The 17,253-nt window shown below is 59.8% G+C and carries 15 protein-coding genes and 1 pseudogene; 3 read left to right on the top strand and 13 right to left on the bottom strand.

Annotated elements, in window-relative coordinates:
* Window positions 1-121 precede the first annotated feature (121 nt).
* From AC0L2O_RS28845 to AC0L2O_RS28825, 5 genes are read right to left on the bottom strand one after another with little or no spacing between them, the layout of a single operon-like run.
* Entirely contained in the window at window positions 122-2,155 is a 2,034-nt protein-coding gene (locus tag AC0L2O_RS28845) for a GAP1-N1 domain-containing protein (RefSeq protein WP_473372113.1), read from the bottom strand.
* Window positions 2,140-3,027, bottom strand: coding sequence for a TRAFAC clade GTPase domain-containing protein (locus AC0L2O_RS28840; RefSeq protein WP_473321628.1), 888 nt, complete (start codon window positions 3,025-3,027; stop codon window positions 2,140-2,142). Before AC0L2O_RS28840 ends, AC0L2O_RS28845 begins: the two co-directional genes overlap by 16 nt.
* Window positions 3,024-3,983 (bottom strand): TRAFAC clade GTPase domain-containing protein, encoded by a 960-nt coding sequence (locus AC0L2O_RS28835; protein ID WP_473321626.1) that lies wholly within the window; start codon window positions 3,981-3,983, stop codon window positions 3,024-3,026. The genes AC0L2O_RS28840 and AC0L2O_RS28835 overlap by 4 nt, the downstream gene beginning before the upstream one ends.
* A 55-nt stretch (window positions 3,984-4,038) precedes the next feature.
* Window positions 4,039-5,133, bottom strand: a complete 1,095-nt coding sequence (locus tag AC0L2O_RS28830) for a GTPase-associated system all-helical protein GASH (protein ID WP_473372112.1) — start codon at window positions 5,131-5,133, stop codon at window positions 4,039-4,041.
* On the bottom strand, window positions 5,134-6,429 hold the full coding sequence (locus AC0L2O_RS28825; RefSeq protein WP_473372111.1) for a metallophosphoesterase: 1,296 nt from the start codon (window positions 6,427-6,429) through the stop codon (window positions 5,134-5,136).
* A gap of 1,367 nt (window positions 6,430-7,796) precedes the next feature.
* On the opposite strand from AC0L2O_RS28825, the gene AC0L2O_RS28820 reads away from it, so the two are divergent.
* Window positions 7,797-8,093, top strand: a complete 297-nt coding sequence (locus AC0L2O_RS28820) for a hypothetical protein (protein WP_473321619.1) — start codon at window positions 7,797-7,799, stop codon at window positions 8,091-8,093.
* A gap of 40 nt (window positions 8,094-8,133) precedes the next feature.
* Window positions 8,134-8,961, top strand: a complete 828-nt coding sequence (locus AC0L2O_RS28815; RefSeq protein ID WP_473321618.1) for a hypothetical protein — start codon at window positions 8,134-8,136, stop codon at window positions 8,959-8,961.
* A 69-nt stretch (window positions 8,962-9,030) separates the two neighbouring features.
* On the opposite strand, the gene AC0L2O_RS28810 is transcribed toward AC0L2O_RS28815, so the two are convergent.
* From AC0L2O_RS28810 to AC0L2O_RS28780, 7 genes are all read right to left on the bottom strand, one after another.
* Window positions 9,031-10,074, bottom strand: a complete 1,044-nt coding sequence (locus AC0L2O_RS28810; protein ID WP_473372110.1) for an FAD-dependent oxidoreductase — start codon at window positions 10,072-10,074, stop codon at window positions 9,031-9,033.
* A 66-nt stretch (window positions 10,075-10,140) separates the two neighbouring features.
* Window positions 10,141-10,929, bottom strand: coding sequence for an ABC transporter permease (locus tag AC0L2O_RS28805; protein ID WP_473372109.1), 789 nt, complete (start codon window positions 10,927-10,929; stop codon window positions 10,141-10,143).
* Between the two features lie 79 nt (window positions 10,930-11,008).
* A complete protein-coding gene (locus AC0L2O_RS28800; RefSeq protein ID WP_473372108.1) occupies window positions 11,009-11,875 on the bottom strand; it encodes an ABC transporter ATP-binding protein in 867 nt (288 codons plus the stop codon).
* Window positions 11,872-12,015: a hypothetical protein gene (locus tag AC0L2O_RS28795; protein WP_473372107.1), complete on the bottom strand. Its 144-nt coding sequence runs from the start codon at window positions 12,013-12,015 to the stop codon at window positions 11,872-11,874. The genes AC0L2O_RS28800 and AC0L2O_RS28795 overlap by 4 nt, the downstream gene beginning before the upstream one ends.
* Window positions 12,012-12,368, bottom strand: coding sequence for a type 2 periplasmic-binding domain-containing protein (locus AC0L2O_RS28790; protein WP_473372106.1), 357 nt, complete (start codon window positions 12,366-12,368; stop codon window positions 12,012-12,014). Before AC0L2O_RS28790 ends, AC0L2O_RS28795 begins: the two co-directional genes overlap by 4 nt.
* A 33-nt stretch (window positions 12,369-12,401) precedes the next feature.
* The gene (locus AC0L2O_RS28785; protein ID WP_473372105.1) at window positions 12,402-12,764 is read right to left on the bottom strand and encodes an ABC transporter substrate-binding protein; all 363 of its coding nucleotides are present in this window, start codon (window positions 12,762-12,764) and stop codon (window positions 12,402-12,404) included.
* A gap of 189 nt (window positions 12,765-12,953) precedes the next feature.
* A complete protein-coding gene (locus tag AC0L2O_RS28780) occupies window positions 12,954-13,883 on the bottom strand; it encodes a TauD/TfdA dioxygenase family protein (protein WP_473372104.1) in 930 nt (309 codons plus the stop codon).
* 559 nt (window positions 13,884-14,442) lie between these two features.
* On the opposite strand from AC0L2O_RS28780, the gene AC0L2O_RS28775 reads away from it, so the two are divergent.
* The gene (locus AC0L2O_RS28775) at window positions 14,443-15,786 is read left to right on the top strand and encodes an LLM class flavin-dependent oxidoreductase (RefSeq protein WP_473372103.1); all 1,344 of its coding nucleotides are present in this window, start codon (window positions 14,443-14,445) and stop codon (window positions 15,784-15,786) included.
* Window positions 15,787-16,847: 1,061 nt separating this feature from the next.
* On the opposite strand, the pseudogene AC0L2O_RS28770 reads toward AC0L2O_RS28775, so the two are convergent.
* A pseudogene (locus tag AC0L2O_RS28770) lies at window positions 16,848-17,253 on the bottom strand (transposase); the annotation flags it as partial.

Here is a 17,253-nt window from a genome sequence, read left to right as displayed (position 1 = left end):
TGCGCCCTTCGAAATTGATGCGGACCGTTTGGCCTGCACGTCCGGCTCGGCGCATCCTATGTTGCTTTGTGCAGCAGTCGCGATCCCTTCGTAGGCGGAAAATGCTTTCGCTTGCGTTGGCCTAGAATAGCAAACGGTCGATCTCGGCGATCCGGCGCTGCTCCACGTCTGAGGTGGAGAATTGGAGCCTGTCGCGAACGCGTTCCAAGTACTTCGATCCGCGCCAACTCTTCGCCATCGAGGCAGCCAATTCGCGCCAGATTTTCGGATCGTCCACGAGGTGGGCGAACTCCCGCGGATCTAGTTCTCGGTCGACGAATCTGTCGATCACAGCTTGCCGAACTCGCCAGCACCGATCCCATTCGTTCCACGGGGCGACCCACGGCAGTTCTTGATAAAGCAAGCTCCACCCGGCAGAAGGCAACCGCCCCTCCGCCAAAGCTCGATATACCGCCTCGAAGGAAACCTTGATAAGCGCCGCTTGAGCGCAAGACTGCCAGCCGAGAGCACGCGCCAACAGGAACGCCTTCAGATAGTCTTCATCCTCGCGGTTGAGCGATCCCCTCGCCCGCGTGAATGCCTCCAGCCACGGGTCTATCCCGCCTGCACTTCTAATCGCATCCGGATAAGTGACCCGCGCGACAAGCAGGAGGAGCGGCCTGAAACTCACCCTCCCAGTCGACAAAGCATGATTCAAGTCGTCGCGACGACTGCCGAGCGCGCGCAGCCACGCTTCGAGCTTGGACTGTTCGACATCATCCGCGATCCGCTCGATGGCCTCGATCACGGGACCCGCCCCGAATTTCCGGATGCAGTCGTGGGCGCGATCGACGCCGCCGGCGATCATGCCGGCTACGATGGCCGCGGCACCGTCTGCCGACGATGAAATCGACAGAGCCTGTTCTACATTCAACCCCGGAATCGACCAGAACTTCGGATTGACGAGTAGGTCTTGTCGCCGGTCGGCGATCACTAGTGCGACCGACGGCTCACGATTGATCCCGGCCAAGAGCGCTTCGTCGTCCATGGACGCAAGCTTCGCTTTGGCCGCCTGTGTCAAATGATCTTCTGTCGCAAGGGCGCTCGCAAACATAGAGGGCTGCCTTCGCCAGAGTTCTTCGCTCGTCTTTTGCGCGATCAGGACGTTCGTGCCATCCGAGCGAGCCTCGTTCAATACGAGCTCGAAGCTCGCATCGTCGATGCTTTCGATATCCTGGGCCAGCCTCTCGACGATGGACTTTCGTGCCGTCACCGCCTGGGATGAACCAATTTCGTCCAATGCCGCGACCGCGTCGGAGATGCCAGTCAAGAACGGCTGTCCCTGCACGAAGTTAAAAATTCGACTTAAGGGACGCATCGCGGCCCGCGCGCCCGCGATCTCACCACCGCTTCCGCGCAAAAACCGACGCAGGCCTCGAGCATCCGGATTCATGAGGTCTTCGACCACAAGAGCGAAGTCGGGATCGACAACTTCCTGTGACGGAACGACCGCATCCGGAATCCTCATACGTGGTATCCGGCTTGCACTCGACACCAGCTGCACGTCGAACATGTCCGACGGCGTGGATCGATCGCTCGTCGTAAACGTGCAGAAGCGGAAACTTCTGCGCAGTCGGGGCCACTGTTGCATCCATAGCCCGACGACCAGATCTTCGTCGAAGCCCGCATCAAGGCCGGCGACGATCTTCTGCATCGGATGACCGTACACGGCATCGATCAAGCCGGCCGCCGCAGCCGTCTTCGAAATGGCATGAACCGACGAGGAAGAGCCCGGGAGCAGCAGGTCGCGCCCATAGGATTCGCGCTCTTGCGTTCCGGGCCGGCGGAACGAAGACAATATCGACGAAGCGGAACGCAACGCCGCCAGATCGGAGAAATCGATCAAAATCGAATGCGTCCACACGCAACCGGGACGCGGCATTTCGGGCGCCGGCCAGGTTCTCGCGACTACGTACTTAGCTGACTCGATCAACGAATATCCGGTCAGATATCCTTCGGCCGGTAGCGTCCCGCCGCCGGCGGCATCGCTGAAAACCAGCATGGTTCTGACGTCCCGAGCCGGAAGCGATGCGGAACCGGCGAGTAGCCGATGCCCCTCGCCGTAGCCGTGCAACGTCTGCTGACACTTGAAAGCGGACGCTAGTTCATCAGCCATTCGAGCGGCTCCGTCAGATCGTGCGTTTCGGACCCGTCGCGAAGGAGTCTTATCCGCTTCGACGCCAAATCGATATCGCGCAAACGCTCCGCATCCTTGCGGCGTTTCGCCTGCGGATTGCCTTCATCGTTCTGATCGTACTCGCCGCCTTGCGCACTAAGACCATAGGTTCTGAAGGTCCAGACGTCACGGCCACTCTTGAGATACTGATCGAACATCGGAAGTTTCGCAGCCAGGAAATCGTCTGGCGATTTACCCTCCCCCTCGGCCTTGTCCCAGACTCCGATCATCACGGCAATCCGACGCGGCCCGCGATCGAGCGGCGCTCGCCTGAAATGCTGCAGCAGGTCGACCAATTGGATCTGAGTTGGCGCATGCTCGGGCAACCACTCTTCGGGTTCTGCCTTTGCAGCCCCGTCTCCTTCGACGTTCGCCTTCAACGCCTCACGCTCGGTGATCCAGGCGGGAGCACGTATCCTATCGCCGTTTACCAGCAGCATGATGTTGCTAGAATCAAGGTTCGGCACGAGACCCTCATCGAGTTTTCGCTCTTCCCACATCCGGCGATACTCCTCACCCGGGACATCGGGAAACGTTATGCGGACCTCCCTCCCTTCATTGTCGCGTAGGTTCATGCTTACCGACTTCACTCCGGCGATCTGGGTACGCCCCTGTTCCTTCGCGCTACGCCACAACCGGACGATCTTGTTCAGATAGGCGTAGTCCTGATTGCTCATGGAACCGTAACGTAGTTTCGTCGCCATCTCCCCGCTTTGAATGAGGTGCCAAAGGGCAGCGAGAAACGTCGTCTTGCCCGAAGCCGGCAAACCGACGATCGACACCCCCAAGCCGAATTCCGCGGCGGCCATCATTCCTCCCTCAGCGCGAGTTTCGAGAAAACACGGTCGTCGGAAACCGCAATCGGCGTAAAGGGCTCCGGTTTTGGCGCCTGTAGCCAAAATTTCAGTAGCTCGCCCAGACCATCGCCTCGCTTGACCTCCATGTTCTTAGGCGAGGCGGTCGTCACGAAGTGGCAGATTTCTCCAAAGTCGCTCTCGAACCGCGTCTTAAGCAGCGCGACCAAACGGTCGAAGTCGGAAGCTGCAACGGCCGCCTTGCCGGAAGCCAATACCTCGTCGTTCTTCGTCAGAACGACCGCCATCTGCGGACGACGGACGAACGTTTCTGCTTCTCGAAGCGACTGCACGATCGGCGGGATCGCACCCAACACGTCGTGCCTAGTATCCGGATCGCACAGCCGGCTGCCGTCGACGAGAACCGTCACTGTGTCCGCACGGCGCAACTCGAACAACGGCTGAGCGTTGGAGATATCGTCCGCCACTTCTTCGTATTCTTCTCCCGATCGATCTGCGAGCAGCAACGACGCAAGTCCGTCGTCTCCGGGCATCTTCACGTCGAGGTGGTAGAACGCCACCTCTCCTCGCTTAGTCCGCTGCGAGTGCGCGATACCACGCTTCGAAGCTACCCGAGAGTCGTGACAGATTTCCTCGAAACCGTGCAGTGTCGACGAGCCCGCAAAAGAAATGCCGTGAACCTCTCCTTCCTGAAACGCGTCGTATATGCCGGCCAAAAGACTAGTCTTCCCGCAATCGTGCATCCCGATGATCGCGACGACTCTGGAAGGCATTAGGCGCAACACAGAGCCGGCCCTGACGGAATTCAGCGTCGTTCCCGCCTCGAGATCGACGCCCGACTTGGCCGGCTCCGCCGCTTGAGCATCTCCTCCCGCTTCTTCCGAGGGTTCCTTGCCGTAAAATTGGCATTCCTTGAGCTGGAAGCCTTCGACGCACTTACCGTCGACTGCCACGCGGCAGTCCGGATTCGAACAGGTCACCTCCACCGGGGCCATCGACCGACACGCCTCACTCGTACTTCAGGAACAACCGCTCGCGGTAGAACAACTCGCCGAGCATCAGGGGCGAAACCGCTTCATTTTCGCTCAGTCCAGTCACCGCTGCCCAGCCTTTCGCCCAAGATTCCGGATCCCCGGTCTCGACACGCTTGTCCAGCGCGAAGTGAATTGGCGTTGTGATCGGCGATGCCGATACCGTTTCGATAGTCTCGGTCGCCCATGTGTCGGAGACTGCGTTGGTGGCCGTTACGACAGCCAATTTCCCACGGGATTTGAGGCCGGCCCGCGACAACAGAGCCGGAAGCGCCAATGGGCCGGGGCTGGATGCCGTTCTGCCAATGAGTTCTCGGGCGAAGATGAGCGGCTGCATCGCTTGGTCGACCTTGTCGAACGGCACATTCAGATCCAAGCTGCGTTCGCCGAGCAGCCACCAAAGCATCTGCAATTCCTCGTCGGCGACGCGCATGTACGCGCCCATCTTGTCGATCGACGAATTGACCTTCGCGACGGACGTTTGGAGCGCGGCTTCTACCGCATCCCGAAGGCCGCTCAGCGTCGGCTCGAGGGTCTGAGGCGCATTCGGTTGCACCTGCGACAAGTCGGGCTTCCAATCGATCTCGGGGGCAGCGACCTGGAGACCTGCAAGATCGGGCCGCTGGCGGCGGGTCGATCCTAACTTCTTGATCGCCTGTTCGGCGATGCCGACCAGATCCATAGGCAACTGCGTCGCGCGAGCGCCGCCGAACGCGGTCGTAGTGACCGCGAGAGCCGCGATCGAATAGGATCCGAACAATTGCACGAGCGCACAGGCCGCAAGGATTTGGTTTTCCCTGCCCGCCGCCGGATCGTAATCTCCCGTTGCCGCGAAGGCCTCATGGAATTGCTTGAGCTTGCCGGCCAATACCGGATTCTTGTGTCCTGCGGCACCGGCCTTGGTGTCGAACGCCAATCTCGTTAAGACCTCGACCGTCGCGCGATTCCGCGTGGCCACGACTTGATCGACGCCCGCCCATCTGGCCTGCGCCAGTTCCTCGTCGAAGGACACTTCGCCATACCAACGAGCGAAATCCGGATGCATCGGAACGACCTTGCGTTCAGCCATCATCTACCCCTCTCTCTCCGCAACCAATTGGGCCAGCCTCTCCAACAGGTCGCGTTCCTTTGCTCTAATAAGCGCTTTCCCGTATCGCTCGGGCTCCGGCAACGCGATTTCTTCCTCGCTGATCAGCCGAAGCTCCAACGCGATCCGCCGTCTATCGCTCGACGCCAAATCCCAAAAGCGACTAACTATGTTGCGAGTGACTTCGCTTCCCATGGCAGCCTCTGCGTCGGTGGCGCTGGAAATCATCGCTACCGGCGACACTACCGCAAGTCCGGCGGTAACGGCAGGATCATCGAATACCGGAATCGTATCCTCCGGAAATGCAATGGTGTGCCGGAATACGTCTTCGTCTCCCGAGGTTTTGATGGGGCGGAAGCCCTCCGGATTCGACTGATAGGTGAACTGGTGTGTCTCGACCGACAAACATCGGTCCTTGCCTGCTCCCAGCACGTTGATCTTGACCAGGTTGTAGCCCGGTTCGTATTGGTTCTCGCTCCGCGACGGATTGACCGCGCCTGCGGCCCATCGCACGAAGTTCGTTTCTTGCAGCAGGCGTTGCCTGTGCTTGTGACCGAATATCTGGAAAGTCGCCCGTCGATTCAAGGCGTCTTCCACCTCATCCCCGTCTATCAGCCAATCGAACGGATGATGGCACATCACCAGGTTCACCACATTTGGAACGGGATCCAAGGCGGTCTGCAGCGGACTGACATAGAGCGAAGGCCTTTGATCGTCCTTGCCGTCACGACCCGACAATATCGTCGACGTGAGGCCGTGGATCCGGAGTTTGACGGTCGGCGACAGATCCAAGTCCTGCTTCCAGCAAATGCGACCTGGCCAAACCTGACAGTGCATCGGTGCGGCGAATTCGTTGTAAGCTCTATGTCCATGAAAGAGCGCCTCGCCAGTCGAAGCGTCGCTCAGTTGCGCCGAAAACACGCTCTCCCGCCACTGCTTCTCGTGCGCGATCGCGCGCTGCGCGTTACGGGTGTTCATCGCCTTCGAGATCGCGTCGCGGTCGACGTCGTGATTCCCAGGAATGACTAGGATCCGCTCGACCTGGCAACCGGTGTCCTTGGCGAGCTTCAGCAGCCAGGCTTTCGCGACACCATACTCCGACGGATCACCCTTGAAGGCCACGTCGCCGCCGACCAGAATTGCGTCCACCTTGCCCAACCTCGCGATCTGGGTCGCAAGGTGCCGTTCGAGACGGGTGCGCACGCCGCGATCGGGATCCATGTCCGGGTTCAAGCATTGCGGGGCCTTAAAATGGATATCGGATATGTGAAGCAGCAGCATCTATTGGTTCCCGGCAACTCGGCCGATGGTCGGAGCGAGAAGAAATTTAACGATCTATATGCCGAACAGGCAACCGTCCTGTGTCTAACTCTTTGTTGGGCTTGACAGATTTTGGAATTCGACTCGAGGCCGAGTGAGAGATAGCTCAAAATACTATATTCCACCAATACAAGGCATAGGCAACTTGGCGAGACTTCAGGTTGTCGCAGTCGCAAAGCGTTTTATGAACGCTTACCCGTGGGTGTAAATAGCGCAGAACTTTGACCCATCGGCTTTGCCGTCCACCCCAACACGAGAGCTCTACAAACGCCCAATTAAAAAGTGTGGCCAGTCAAAAATCCAATCAGCATCAATATATCTACTGTCCTTTTGCCACCCCAATCTTCGTACCTAGCCAGGAGAGCAGTGTAGTTATAGACGAAGCAGAGCGCTAACCAACCAACTATTATGCCTGCAGCGAACCACACAACACTCTTCAGGCTGTTCATGTGCGCGGTGTCCGTCTTGATCGGCAGTGCGCCGAGGGCCCGTACCCGAAACCGTCGGGGCCTTGAGTGATGACCGCTTTGGTCCAGACACATGATTTGATGAAGACCATGAAGATAGCGATTAACCACGCGGCTGCGGCGATTTCTTCGGAATGGGCTTCCGCAGGGACAGTGGGGAACAAGCTGAATCTCACAAACAACCAATCGAACCTAACTGCGTGCCCCGTCAGCTTCCGCACCAGAAAAAAAACACGCGACTGAGCAGTCCCGTTGCAATCAGACTGTTGAAGGCAGCGCTGAGGCGAGCTCCGAAGGTCTCCGAAAGCGGATATGTCCTGTGCAAGGGCTTCGGCGCGGGCATTCCGAGCGGCGAGAGGAGGAGAATGAGACCAACCGCAGCAAACATCGATGTTGTTTGAGGCGAAAACGACCCTGCCCCATAAACCGGTAGCATGACAATGATCGGACGGACGAAAGACCACCATGCCTTGGCTGGATGGACCGACAGCCCCACACGGTCGGCCAAGTATTGCTCATTGAAACTCTCGCGCGGTGTAAAGAGCGCGCGCCAGAGCCGATAATGCGTAAGTCGTTCACCGCCCACCAGGCGAAAATCGAAGTATCGGAAGTACGCGTAAAGAAGAATAAACTCAAAAAAAATCCATGCGCAGATCTGCCGGTTGACTGGAACTGGGACGAAGCGGATGCAGTGCTAGGTGCGCACTGGCGTTCTAGATGCAAGCACGCTTTCATTGTGTTGTAATTTGGTAACAACCAAAGATTTTAACTCACCAACTTCGGCAGTGACTTGCGACCCCACCCGCTCCGTGGCCTGATCGTATCTATTGCATGCAGGGAAATGATACTCAGGAGACGAATATGCCCCCACACCCTCCGCCATGCCTACCTGATGAACGACTGTGGGGAAGCCTGTGCTACCCCAAGATCGATGCGCTGCGCATTATGAAGTCCGGCGAAAATTTTGATTTCGTGCTCGGCGACGTACCAAGCGAACTGCTACCCGAGCTCGCGAAGTCTGCCGGTGACCAGGGCCACTTTGTCGTCAAGAAGGCGGATCCGGGTTTCGAAGTGACAATCAAGGCCTTGCCGCGTGGAGAGGCAACCGAACTCCTAAAGCAGATCAGGCCTGATTCCGGCGTTCAGCTACCCGAGTAAGGCACCAAACATGTCTCGTCACTCCTCGAGGGTCACCGCGATGGCGCTCGTCCTAACGCTGCCGCTCGCCGGCTGCGGCTTCACACCGCCCAAGCTTACCGAAGGTTGGGAGGCTCAGGACATCGGCACGGACATGGTGTTCAACATCAAGCGCAATATCTTCTGCGAGACCATCAGGGCGATACGCGAAGTTAATAAGATCCACACCAACTTTGGACCGGCGATACCGCCCGACTATGGCGTCCAGTTGCAGATGACGCTGACGATCGCCGAAAGCTCGGCCGTCACCCCTAGCCTCACCTACAACCGCACGCTGACGGATGGAATGGAATCCGGCAATTCGATCGGCCGCAGCTGGGGCGTCGGCGTTTCAGGAGAGCTATCGTCGACGGCGACGCGCACAGATACGACCTATTCCTATTGGGGTGTCGCCAATATCGCTGGCCCAGGCAAAAACAAGAAAATGTGCGATATGGAGGACTGGCCGATCAATCAGAATGTCAGCTCTTTGTTCGTGAAGTCCGACCTGGGGATCGAGCGCTTTTTGCGCGATCACGTGATGGCGGCAGATCTACTTTTTTCATCGAAGCCGACGGGAGACAAGAAGCCCGAAAAGGTCGACGTCTATAGCTACGATCTTAAGTTCGTTGTGGTATCGAGCGGTGGCGTAAGTCCGCAATTCAAGCTTATCCCGCTCTCGGGCGGCGGGACGCCAATACTCAACGTGAACCGAACGCGGACGCACGAGCTGCTTCTGACTTTCGGGCCAACGGGCCCCAACGGGTTTACACCATCGGATATCTCGTTCAGCCAGCACCTTACGAACCAGCTCAATTCCTCGCTGGGCCGGAGAAGGCTCGTTCCGTAGCAGCGATAAGGAGGCGCGGTTAGGCGCCCCCTCTTCTGCTAGTCGGCGGCTTTTGCCCTCGCATCATCGTTAGGAGTGCCCTGATACAAAAAGGATGGTTCTGATGCTGCCGCCTTTAGCGGTGCCCTCGAGCATAAGCGTGACCGCAAAGCGATTGCTAACCGGGTCGACGCCGGTGCGATCGAATGGCAGGAAGAAGTTCGGCTGCGACGCACGCATCTGGTACTGCACGTCATCGTCAGCCTTGTCGAGCCGCGCATAGACCGCGCCCTCGAGCAGCGCTCGGGCAATAGCCGAGCGCCCCCCCTTCGACGCCGCGCCGGGGACAACGCTGCCGTCTTCATAGGTAAAGGTCGCCCAACCGTAGAACAGGGTTTTCGTTACCGAGCCGAAGGCCGGCGAGATTGCATATGGATTGGAGAATTCCATGCTGCTGAATTCAGCGCCAGCCTCCGCCGCCATAAGGTAGCCATCACCGGTCAGGATATTCGATCCCAGGGTCTTGCTCAGGAACGCGCAGCCGCCTGTCGCAATCACGACCGCCTTGGCCCGCACCGTCCAGCGATCATGCTTCTGCCGGCGCAGGCCGCTGGCACCAGCAACGGCGCCATTGTCGTCCACGAGCAGTTCGAGCGCAGGACTATGATCTAGAATGGTGACGCCAGCCTGCTTGGTCCTCTTGCGCATCAGGCGCATGTATTCTGGGCCCTGCAGCGAGGTGCGCTGCGACTTGCCCTCGTCATCGGTGGGATAACGATAGCCCCAATCGGCGAGCCGGCTGCTCTGCAGGTAGGTTTGCTCGAGGACGCGCGCCATCCAACGTCGGTCCTGGAGCTGCCCGCCCAGCTTCTCGCGCTTGGCCATCGCCGCCTCGCGAAGCGCAGGAGCCGGGTCGACGTACCACACGCCCGTGCCGGCGGCAGCGGTAGCCCCGGACGTGCCACAAAAACCCTTGTCTGCCAGCACAACGCGCGCCCCGCGTTCCGCCGCACTCACCGCAGCCCAAGTGCCCGCAGGTCCGCCGCCGAGGACCAGCACGTCGGCGTTGAACTCGACCGATCCCGGCGGGGCGGACACGCACTCGGCGCGATGGGTTGGCTTGTCATCGTGCACTCCTCTGAGCGGAACAATCTCAATCGCGCGCTGCGTCGGCTAATCATCACATGTGGAGCTGACGGATTATGCCGTGACTAGCGCCTTCCAGCGCATGAAACGCCGCTCCAGCGCTTCGAGAACGGCATTGGACGCCAGCCCGATGACGGTGATCCCGAGGATGCCGAAATACATCTGCGGGATCAGGAAGCTGTATTGGCTGTTGATGATGAGATAGCCCAGGCCGGCCTTCGCGCCGACCATTTCGGACGCCACCAGCACCAGCATGGCCGACGCGCTGGCGAGGCGTATCCCGACAAAGATGGTGGGAAGCGCTGCCGGCAGGATCACCTTGCGAAACAGCTGCTGCGGGGTTGCACCCATGGTCCGCGCCGACTTGATCAGCAACGGATCGACCTGTTTCACCGCGGCAACGGTGTTGAGCAGCAGCGGCCACGCGCAGCTATAGACCACCATCGTGATCTTAGACGTTTCGCCGATGCCGAGAAGCAGGATGAAGACCGGCAGAAGCGCGAGGGGCGCGGTATTGCGGCAGACCTCGATGAACTGATTGACGAGATCACCGAGCCGGGCATACCAACCGGCGACCAGGCCGAGCGGGACGATCAACGCGACCGAAATCAGAAATCCACTCAAGGCGCGCAACAGGCTGGCGGAGACGTCATCGTAGAGCTCGCCGGATTGCGCAAGCTGCCAGCCCGCAGCGATGACCTCCGAGAAGGGGGGCAGGAACACGGCATCGATCAGCCCGAGCCTCGGAGCTGCCTCCCAGACCGCCAGCAGGACAATCAGCAGCATTGAGCGGTGCCCGAAGGCAGCCAGCCCGCGGACCGCGGCGCGAATGCGGTCCGCCACTGGCGATCCCGGTCTTTCCACGCTGGCGAGCGGCTCTCGGCGCCCGTGCGCAACCTCCAGCAACGTCAACATTTCGAGACTAGACATGTGCAACCTCTTCCACTTTGCGGGCGGCACCCCGCGAGTCAATGGCGCCGGCCAACTGTCGCTGCTGGGCTTTCAACACTTCCTCGCGCAACAGACTCCAAACGTCGTGACGCACGCGGCCGAACTCGGCTAGGGAGCGTACGTCGCCATCTTCGCTGCGCAGCACATCTGGAATGTCGAACACCTGCTTGATCCGGCCCGGGCGCGACGTCATCACCGCCACCCGCTGGCCGAGCACGATCACCTCGTCGATGCCATGGGTGATGAAAACGATGGTTTTTCCGGTGGCACGCCAGATCCGGAGCAATTCTCCTTGCAGCGTCTCGCGGGTCTGAGCATCGAGTGCGGCGAACGGCTCGTCCATCAGCAGCACCTCCGGATCGTAGGCGAGGCTCCGGGCGATCGCGACGCGCTGCTTCATGCCACCGGAGAGCTCGTGCGGGTAGCGGTCGGCAAAGCCGGACAGGCCGACCAGGTCAAGGAAATGCCGCGCGATGTCGCGCCGCTGCTTGGGCTTGAGCCCGGCGATATCGAGCCCGAACTCGACATTCTCAACGGCGGTGCGCCAAGGAAACAGCGCATACTGCTGGAACACGATGCCGCGGTCGCGACCCGGTCCGGCAATCGGCCGCCCATCGAGCAGAATCCGGCCGCTAGTGGGCAGCGTGAGACCGCCCAGCAGATCGAGCAAGGTGGACTTTCCGCAGCCGCTGGGGCCGACAAGAGCCAGGAACTCGCCGGAGCGAACATCGAGCGTGGTGTCCTCAAGCGCGGCAAAGTGCTTTCTTTGCTCGCCCCCTTCGCCACGCAGGAAAAACTCCTTGCGGACTTGCTCGATACGGATCTTGACCGAGGTCATCGGGCCTCCGCCGTCTTGCCGGGACGGAAGAAGTTGAAGGAGTTGGTATAGGTATCAGATGCCTTGACCTGAGCCGGTTTGAACAGGCCGTCCTTCTCCAGCCAGTCGATCCAGACCTGGACTTCGGCGTCCGAGATCACGCCCCCTTGGAGGCAACGCCCGTGCTCTTCCAGTACTTGATGGAGGAGGCATCCTCATTGCGCTTGCGCTCGGCGATGATCTTGTCGAACCGGGCCCTGACCTGTTCCGGCGGTGTGGTCTGGGCCCATGCGATCGCCTGCGAAATCCCCTCCACCAGCTTGCGCGAGGCATTGGGATTGTCCTTGATGAATTTGTCTCGCAACACGTAGGCACCGCCGGTGAACTGGCCGAACAGATCGGTGTCATTGAAAAGCGAGCGGATGCCCCCGCGCTCCAGGGCCTTGTCGCGCAAGACGCCGCTGAGCGCACTCACCTCGACCTGGCCCTGGCGCAACGCCTGCTCGCCGCTCACCGGTGGGATCGCCACCAGCGTGACCTGCTTGGCCTAGCTCGCGCTGAGGCCGGACCTACCCAGGTACTCGCGCAATACGAACTCCAGATGTGCGCCCAGCGTATTGACCGCCACCTTCTTGCCGATGAGGTCGCGCGCGGTCTTGATCGGACTGTCGTCCTTGACGAAGTAGCCATAATAGGTATTGGCATCGGAGCCGTAATAGCCGACCACCGCCTTGATCGGCGCTTTCGCCGCGATCAGCTTGAGGATCGCGCCATAGAACGCGCCGCCGATGTCGATGTCACCGGTGACCACGGTCTGAATATCCTGTGGCCCGCTGATGGTATTGCCGACCCATTTCAGTTTCAGCGGCGCGAGATAGCCGAGGTTCTCGGCCAGCTCGGTAAACGTCACCTGTCCCGCCCAACCCTGGTAAGGATCTCGGCCTTGTCGAGCGGCGGCTCGGCGAACGCCGGGGCCGCAAGGCCGAGCGCGACGGCGCCGGCCAACAGAACTCGCGCGGCCCTGCGCATGGTCTGCCTTGTCGGGTGGAGGATTCGACTTATCGCGTTCATTTCATGACTTTCCTGGAGTGGACTTGAATCAAGCGGCTTTTGCGGCGTGAGGTTTGGATGTCTTGACGCGAGTCACGCTGGACCGGCCGTCCACGCTGAGCGGCACGTCGCCATCGATCGTGGCGCGACGGACGATGCGGTGCTGATCGCCGTAGTCGTTGACCGCGTAATGCTGCGTGGCGCGATTGTCCCAGATCGCCACGTCGCCGGTCTTCCAGCTCCAACGCACGGTGTTTTCCGGCGCGGTAATGTGCGACTGAAACAGCTCGAACAGCTTCTGGCCGTCATACTTCGGCAGCCCAACGAAACGCTGGACGAAATTTCCGAGCACGAGGGTGCGTTCGCCGGTCTCCGGATGAACACGCACCACCGGATGCTCGGTTTCGTAGATCGTTCCGGTAAACACCTCGTCGAAGTGCTTCCTATCCGCTTCAGTTGCCTGCGTCTTCACGGCGTAATCGTAGGCATTGCTGTGGATCGCCCACAGCTCGTCGGCGAGCTTGCGCAACGGTGCCGGCAGATCGAGATAGGCTGCCGCCGTGTTCGACCACACCGTGTCGCCTCCATAGGGCGGGATCACCACGCCGCGCAGCACCGAGATCTTCGGATAGGCATCGACGAATGTGACGTCGGTATGCCATTGGTCCGCGCGGCCACCGCCTCGACCGGAATCCAGCTCCAGGATCGACGACGTCCCCTTGGTCGCCCCGACCGTCGGATGGGGGACCAGCTTGCCGAGCCTGGTTGCAAAGCGCTCCTGCTCCGCATCGTCGAGATGCTCCTGGTTACGAAAGAAGATGACCTTATGCTCGAGCAGCACCTGGTTGATGGCACGGACGGTCTCGTCGCCGAGATCGCCCGATAACTTGATGTTCCTGATCTCCGCGCCGAGCCGCGCCGCTCGCTTGACGATGTCCGCGAGCGGAATGACGTTGTCGATGGTTGTCGTGTTGCTCATGATCGTTTCTCGTCATGCTATCCCCAAGGCAATGCTCCGCCGAACGCCGGTCGCAAGAGCGACGGCGGAGATAAATCAGGTCATTTCAGGCTGAGGGCCTATTCGGCCGCAACATGCTCCCGCACACGGCCGGAGCCGCAACATCGATCGCCGGGGTCAAATTGGAGCATGACGGGCCCTTGTGTTCAGGTTCTGAATGGTACGGGCGATCTGCCGCCAGTCAATGAAACGAAATCAGCTTTGTTTTTGGCGATAGGTAACGAACGCTTTGCGATCGATGCTCACGCCGAAAGATTTGCAATGATGACGCCTCGTCGGATCGGAAAAGGGATACAATCTTGACCGAAGCAACGCACCAATGCTCGGGATTAGTGATGAAGTTGCTGCAGCTGTCACCCTTTCTCGTGCTGGCGCATGCCCTGATCTTCGCTTGGCGCTCCGCTCGCAAGGTTCATGCTTGCATCCAACTCAACAATGCAAATTCATTTCATCGACATCAAACCGGATGCAGACGTAGAGTTTCGCTTCCTACAGCTCCCAATGCATGCGGATCTCAGACATGAGCGAACGAAGGCAGCTTTCGCTCAATTTCTTCATCTATCCTGACGGTCATCACGAGGCTGCCTGGCGTCACAGGGATTCAGCATCCGACCGTATTCTCGACGTCGCCTACTATCAGGAGCTGGCGCAGCGCGCCGAGGCGCACAAGTTCGACGCGGTCTTCTTTGCCGATGGCCCGGCGCTGGCGGACAATGTCCGTTATGCCCAGCGGTTTCGGCTCGAGCCGATCACCCTGCTCACGGCGATCGCATCGGCTACCAGTCGGATCGGCTTGATCGCGACGGCGTCGACGACCTACACCGAGCCGTACAATCTGGCGCGACTGTTCGCCTCGCTCGATCATATCAGTTCTGGCCGCGCGGGTTGGAACATCGTGACCACGAGTTCGCCGCAGGCCGCGCAGAACTTTGGCCTGCCCGAGCATCCTCCGCATCACGAGCGCTACGAGCGGGCGCGGGAGTATCTCGACGTGATCACACGGCTTTGGGACAGCTGGGAGGACGACGCGCTTGTCAACGATCCCATCTCGGGTGTTTTCGCCGACACCGGCAAGATCCACGCAATCAATCACGTCGGAAAGCATTTTCGTGTACGTGGGCCGCTGAACATCTCAAGGACGCCTCAGGGACGGCCGGTCTATGTCCAAGCAGGGTCGTCCGACGATGGACGGGCCTTTGCAGCACGTTTCGCCGAGGCGATCTTCACCGCGCATCAGACACTGGCGAGCGCCCAGGAGTTCTACGCCGACATCAAGCGCCAGGCTCGCGCCTTCGATCGCAGCCCGGATCAGATCAAGATCTTGCCCGGCATCAGTCCTTTCATCGGCAGCACACAGCTTGAGGCCGACCGACTGCAGGCAGAGTTCAACGACCTGATCCAGCCAGAGTATTCGCTGACCCAGTTGCGTCAGATGCTCGGTCTCGACCTTTCAGGGTTTGACCTCGACGATCCCTTTCCCCGTCATTTGATCGATACGGGCGGCGCGCGCGGCGTCGCCAGCCGCTTCAAGCTGGTGGTCGATATCGTCGATCGCGAGAAGCCGACCCTTCGTCAACTGGTACATCGGCTGGCGGGGGCACGCGGCCATTGGGTGATTGCTGGTCCGCCGGAAAAGATCGCCGACAACATCCAGACATGGTTCGAGAACGGCGCGGCCGACGGTTTCAACGTCATGCCGCCTTGGCTACCCGGCGGATTCGACATCTTCGCCGAGCAGGTCGTGCCGATCCTGCGCAAGCGCGGTCTGTTCCGGCACGACTACGCGGGCAAAACGCTGCGCGATCACTACGGCTTGGATCGGCCAGCAAGCGTTTTCTCGAATTCCATTCAGGCGATCGCGTAGCTTGCCGGACCTTTTCCCATGTCCTTCAGCGCCGGCTTTCTCGAACTCTCAGGTCGATTGTAGCGGATCGACCTAACGCCTTCGGGATTTAAGCTCGCAGCGACCTTTCGAAACCGCAGCCGCATAAATCAGTTTCAAGCTTGTGCTTGTCGATCCGAACCGCGGTGCAGTACGCCAATTCACCCCTTTTGCGTCCGCCGTGATCGCGAGAATCATGGCATTCGGGAAAAGAACGTCGCTCCCGGCCCAGCGACAGCCTTTAAGTGGGCCCTGATCTCCGATCGCTGGGATCCTTCGATGTAGCAGCCGGCCGAATGCTTGATGCGGGCAATATTGCAGCGAGAAGGGGTGATGATGGCGGCCAGCATTCGGCCTGCAAAATTTGCAGGCTGATTGACTCTCTCCGGACCTGTCGCAGCCCATGAGCACGTGAAAGCATGTCCTCCCAAGGCATGAAAACACGCGATCGGCAGCGCGTACCCGCCGCGGGCGCCCGCCTACCGAATGCGACGGAACGGGCACACCGAGGGTCGTTGGGGTAAACCCGCTGATCGTTCGCGATGGCGCGACACGTCGGAATAGTGATTCCTTCGCTCAGTCTGACCCTGGCGTTGGAAACGTCGCCCGGAGCGGCGGGCGCCCCCCAACAGTCCACCTTGTCACAAACCGCAGCGCGACTTCCTGCCCGTTCAGTCGAACCAGTTCGCAACGCCGGAATGCCAGCCCGGTCGTGGACAGCAATAGGAAAAACCGACGCTATTGCAGGACATCCGTCGGTCCACTTATTCGCAGTCTCGCGCCAGAAACATCGATGAATACGCAATCGCGCCACCATGTTCCATCAGCCCCCAAGAGAGTGGCTCTGTGCTCATGTCCAAATTGAACACGCCTCGCCTTCCGCTTATCCCAGGTCATACGCTCACGCTGTTCAATAACAGCCAATAGCGATTGAAAACCTTAGACGAAATACCTCGGCTCAGAGGGAGCGCTTCTACGGAGACACAGTCCGTCAGCAGCGGGTAACCGAGCTATCGCCAAATTTTGGTGACGGCCTGAGCCGGTCAGGCGGCGGCGGTTATGGGCTGACGGTCAGTCGGTTTAGCGACGACCTCGATCCCGTCGTTGAATGTCACACCAAGAACGAGTTTTGGCAACTGGTTGTGGCCATCGAGACGACGCCAGCTTTTGTGCGCGGCCTCAAGCAGTTTGAAGACCATCGCGAGCGCCGTCCTGTTGGATAGGCAGCCCTTCGATCGGATGGTGCGGTGGCGCACGGTGGCGAAGGTGCTTTCGATGGGGTTGGTCGCGCGAGTGTTTCCAGTGCTCGGCCGGGAAGTCGTAGAAAGCCAGCAGCGTGTCCCGATCCTTGCTCAGGCAGTCGGCCGCCTTCTCGTATTTCAGCGCGTAGCTCTCGATGAAGGCGTCGAACGCCAGCTCGGCGGCGACCTTCGTTTCAGCCATCCAGAT

This window comes from Bradyrhizobium sp. Kon10 (assembly GCF_055807395.1).
This window is presented reverse-complemented; position numbering and strand designations above follow the sequence as displayed.

Bases quoted from the DNA above. Each gene is read 5' to 3' on its own strand.
- AC0L2O_RS28845 (WP_473372113.1), bottom strand. From the start codon at position 2,155: ATGGCTGATGAACTAGCGTCCGCTTTCAAGTGTCAGCAGACGTTGCAC.
- AC0L2O_RS28840 (WP_473321628.1), bottom strand. From the start codon at position 3,027: ATGATGGCCGCCGCGGAATTCGGCTTGGGGGTGTCGATCGTCGGTTTG.
- AC0L2O_RS28830 (WP_473372112.1), bottom strand. From the start codon at position 5,133: ATGATGGCTGAACGCAAGGTCGTTCCGATGCATCCGGATTTCGCTCGT.
- AC0L2O_RS28825 (WP_473372111.1), bottom strand. From the start codon at position 6,429: ATGCTGCTGCTTCACATATCCGATATCCATTTTAAGGCCCCGCAATGC.
- AC0L2O_RS28820 (WP_473321619.1), top strand. From the start codon at position 7,797: ATGCCCCCACACCCTCCGCCATGCCTACCTGATGAACGACTGTGGGGA.
- AC0L2O_RS28815 (WP_473321618.1), top strand. From the start codon at position 8,134: ATGGCGCTCGTCCTAACGCTGCCGCTCGCCGGCTGCGGCTTCACACCG.
- AC0L2O_RS28800 (WP_473372108.1), bottom strand. From the start codon at position 11,875: ATGACCTCGGTCAAGATCCGTATCGAGCAAGTCCGCAAGGAGTTTTTC.
- AC0L2O_RS28780 (WP_473372104.1), bottom strand. From the start codon at position 13,883: ATGAGCAACACGACAACCATCGACAACGTCATTCCGCTCGCGGACATC.
- AC0L2O_RS28775 (WP_473372103.1), top strand. From the start codon at position 14,443: ATGAGCGAACGAAGGCAGCTTTCGCTCAATTTCTTCATCTATCCTGAC.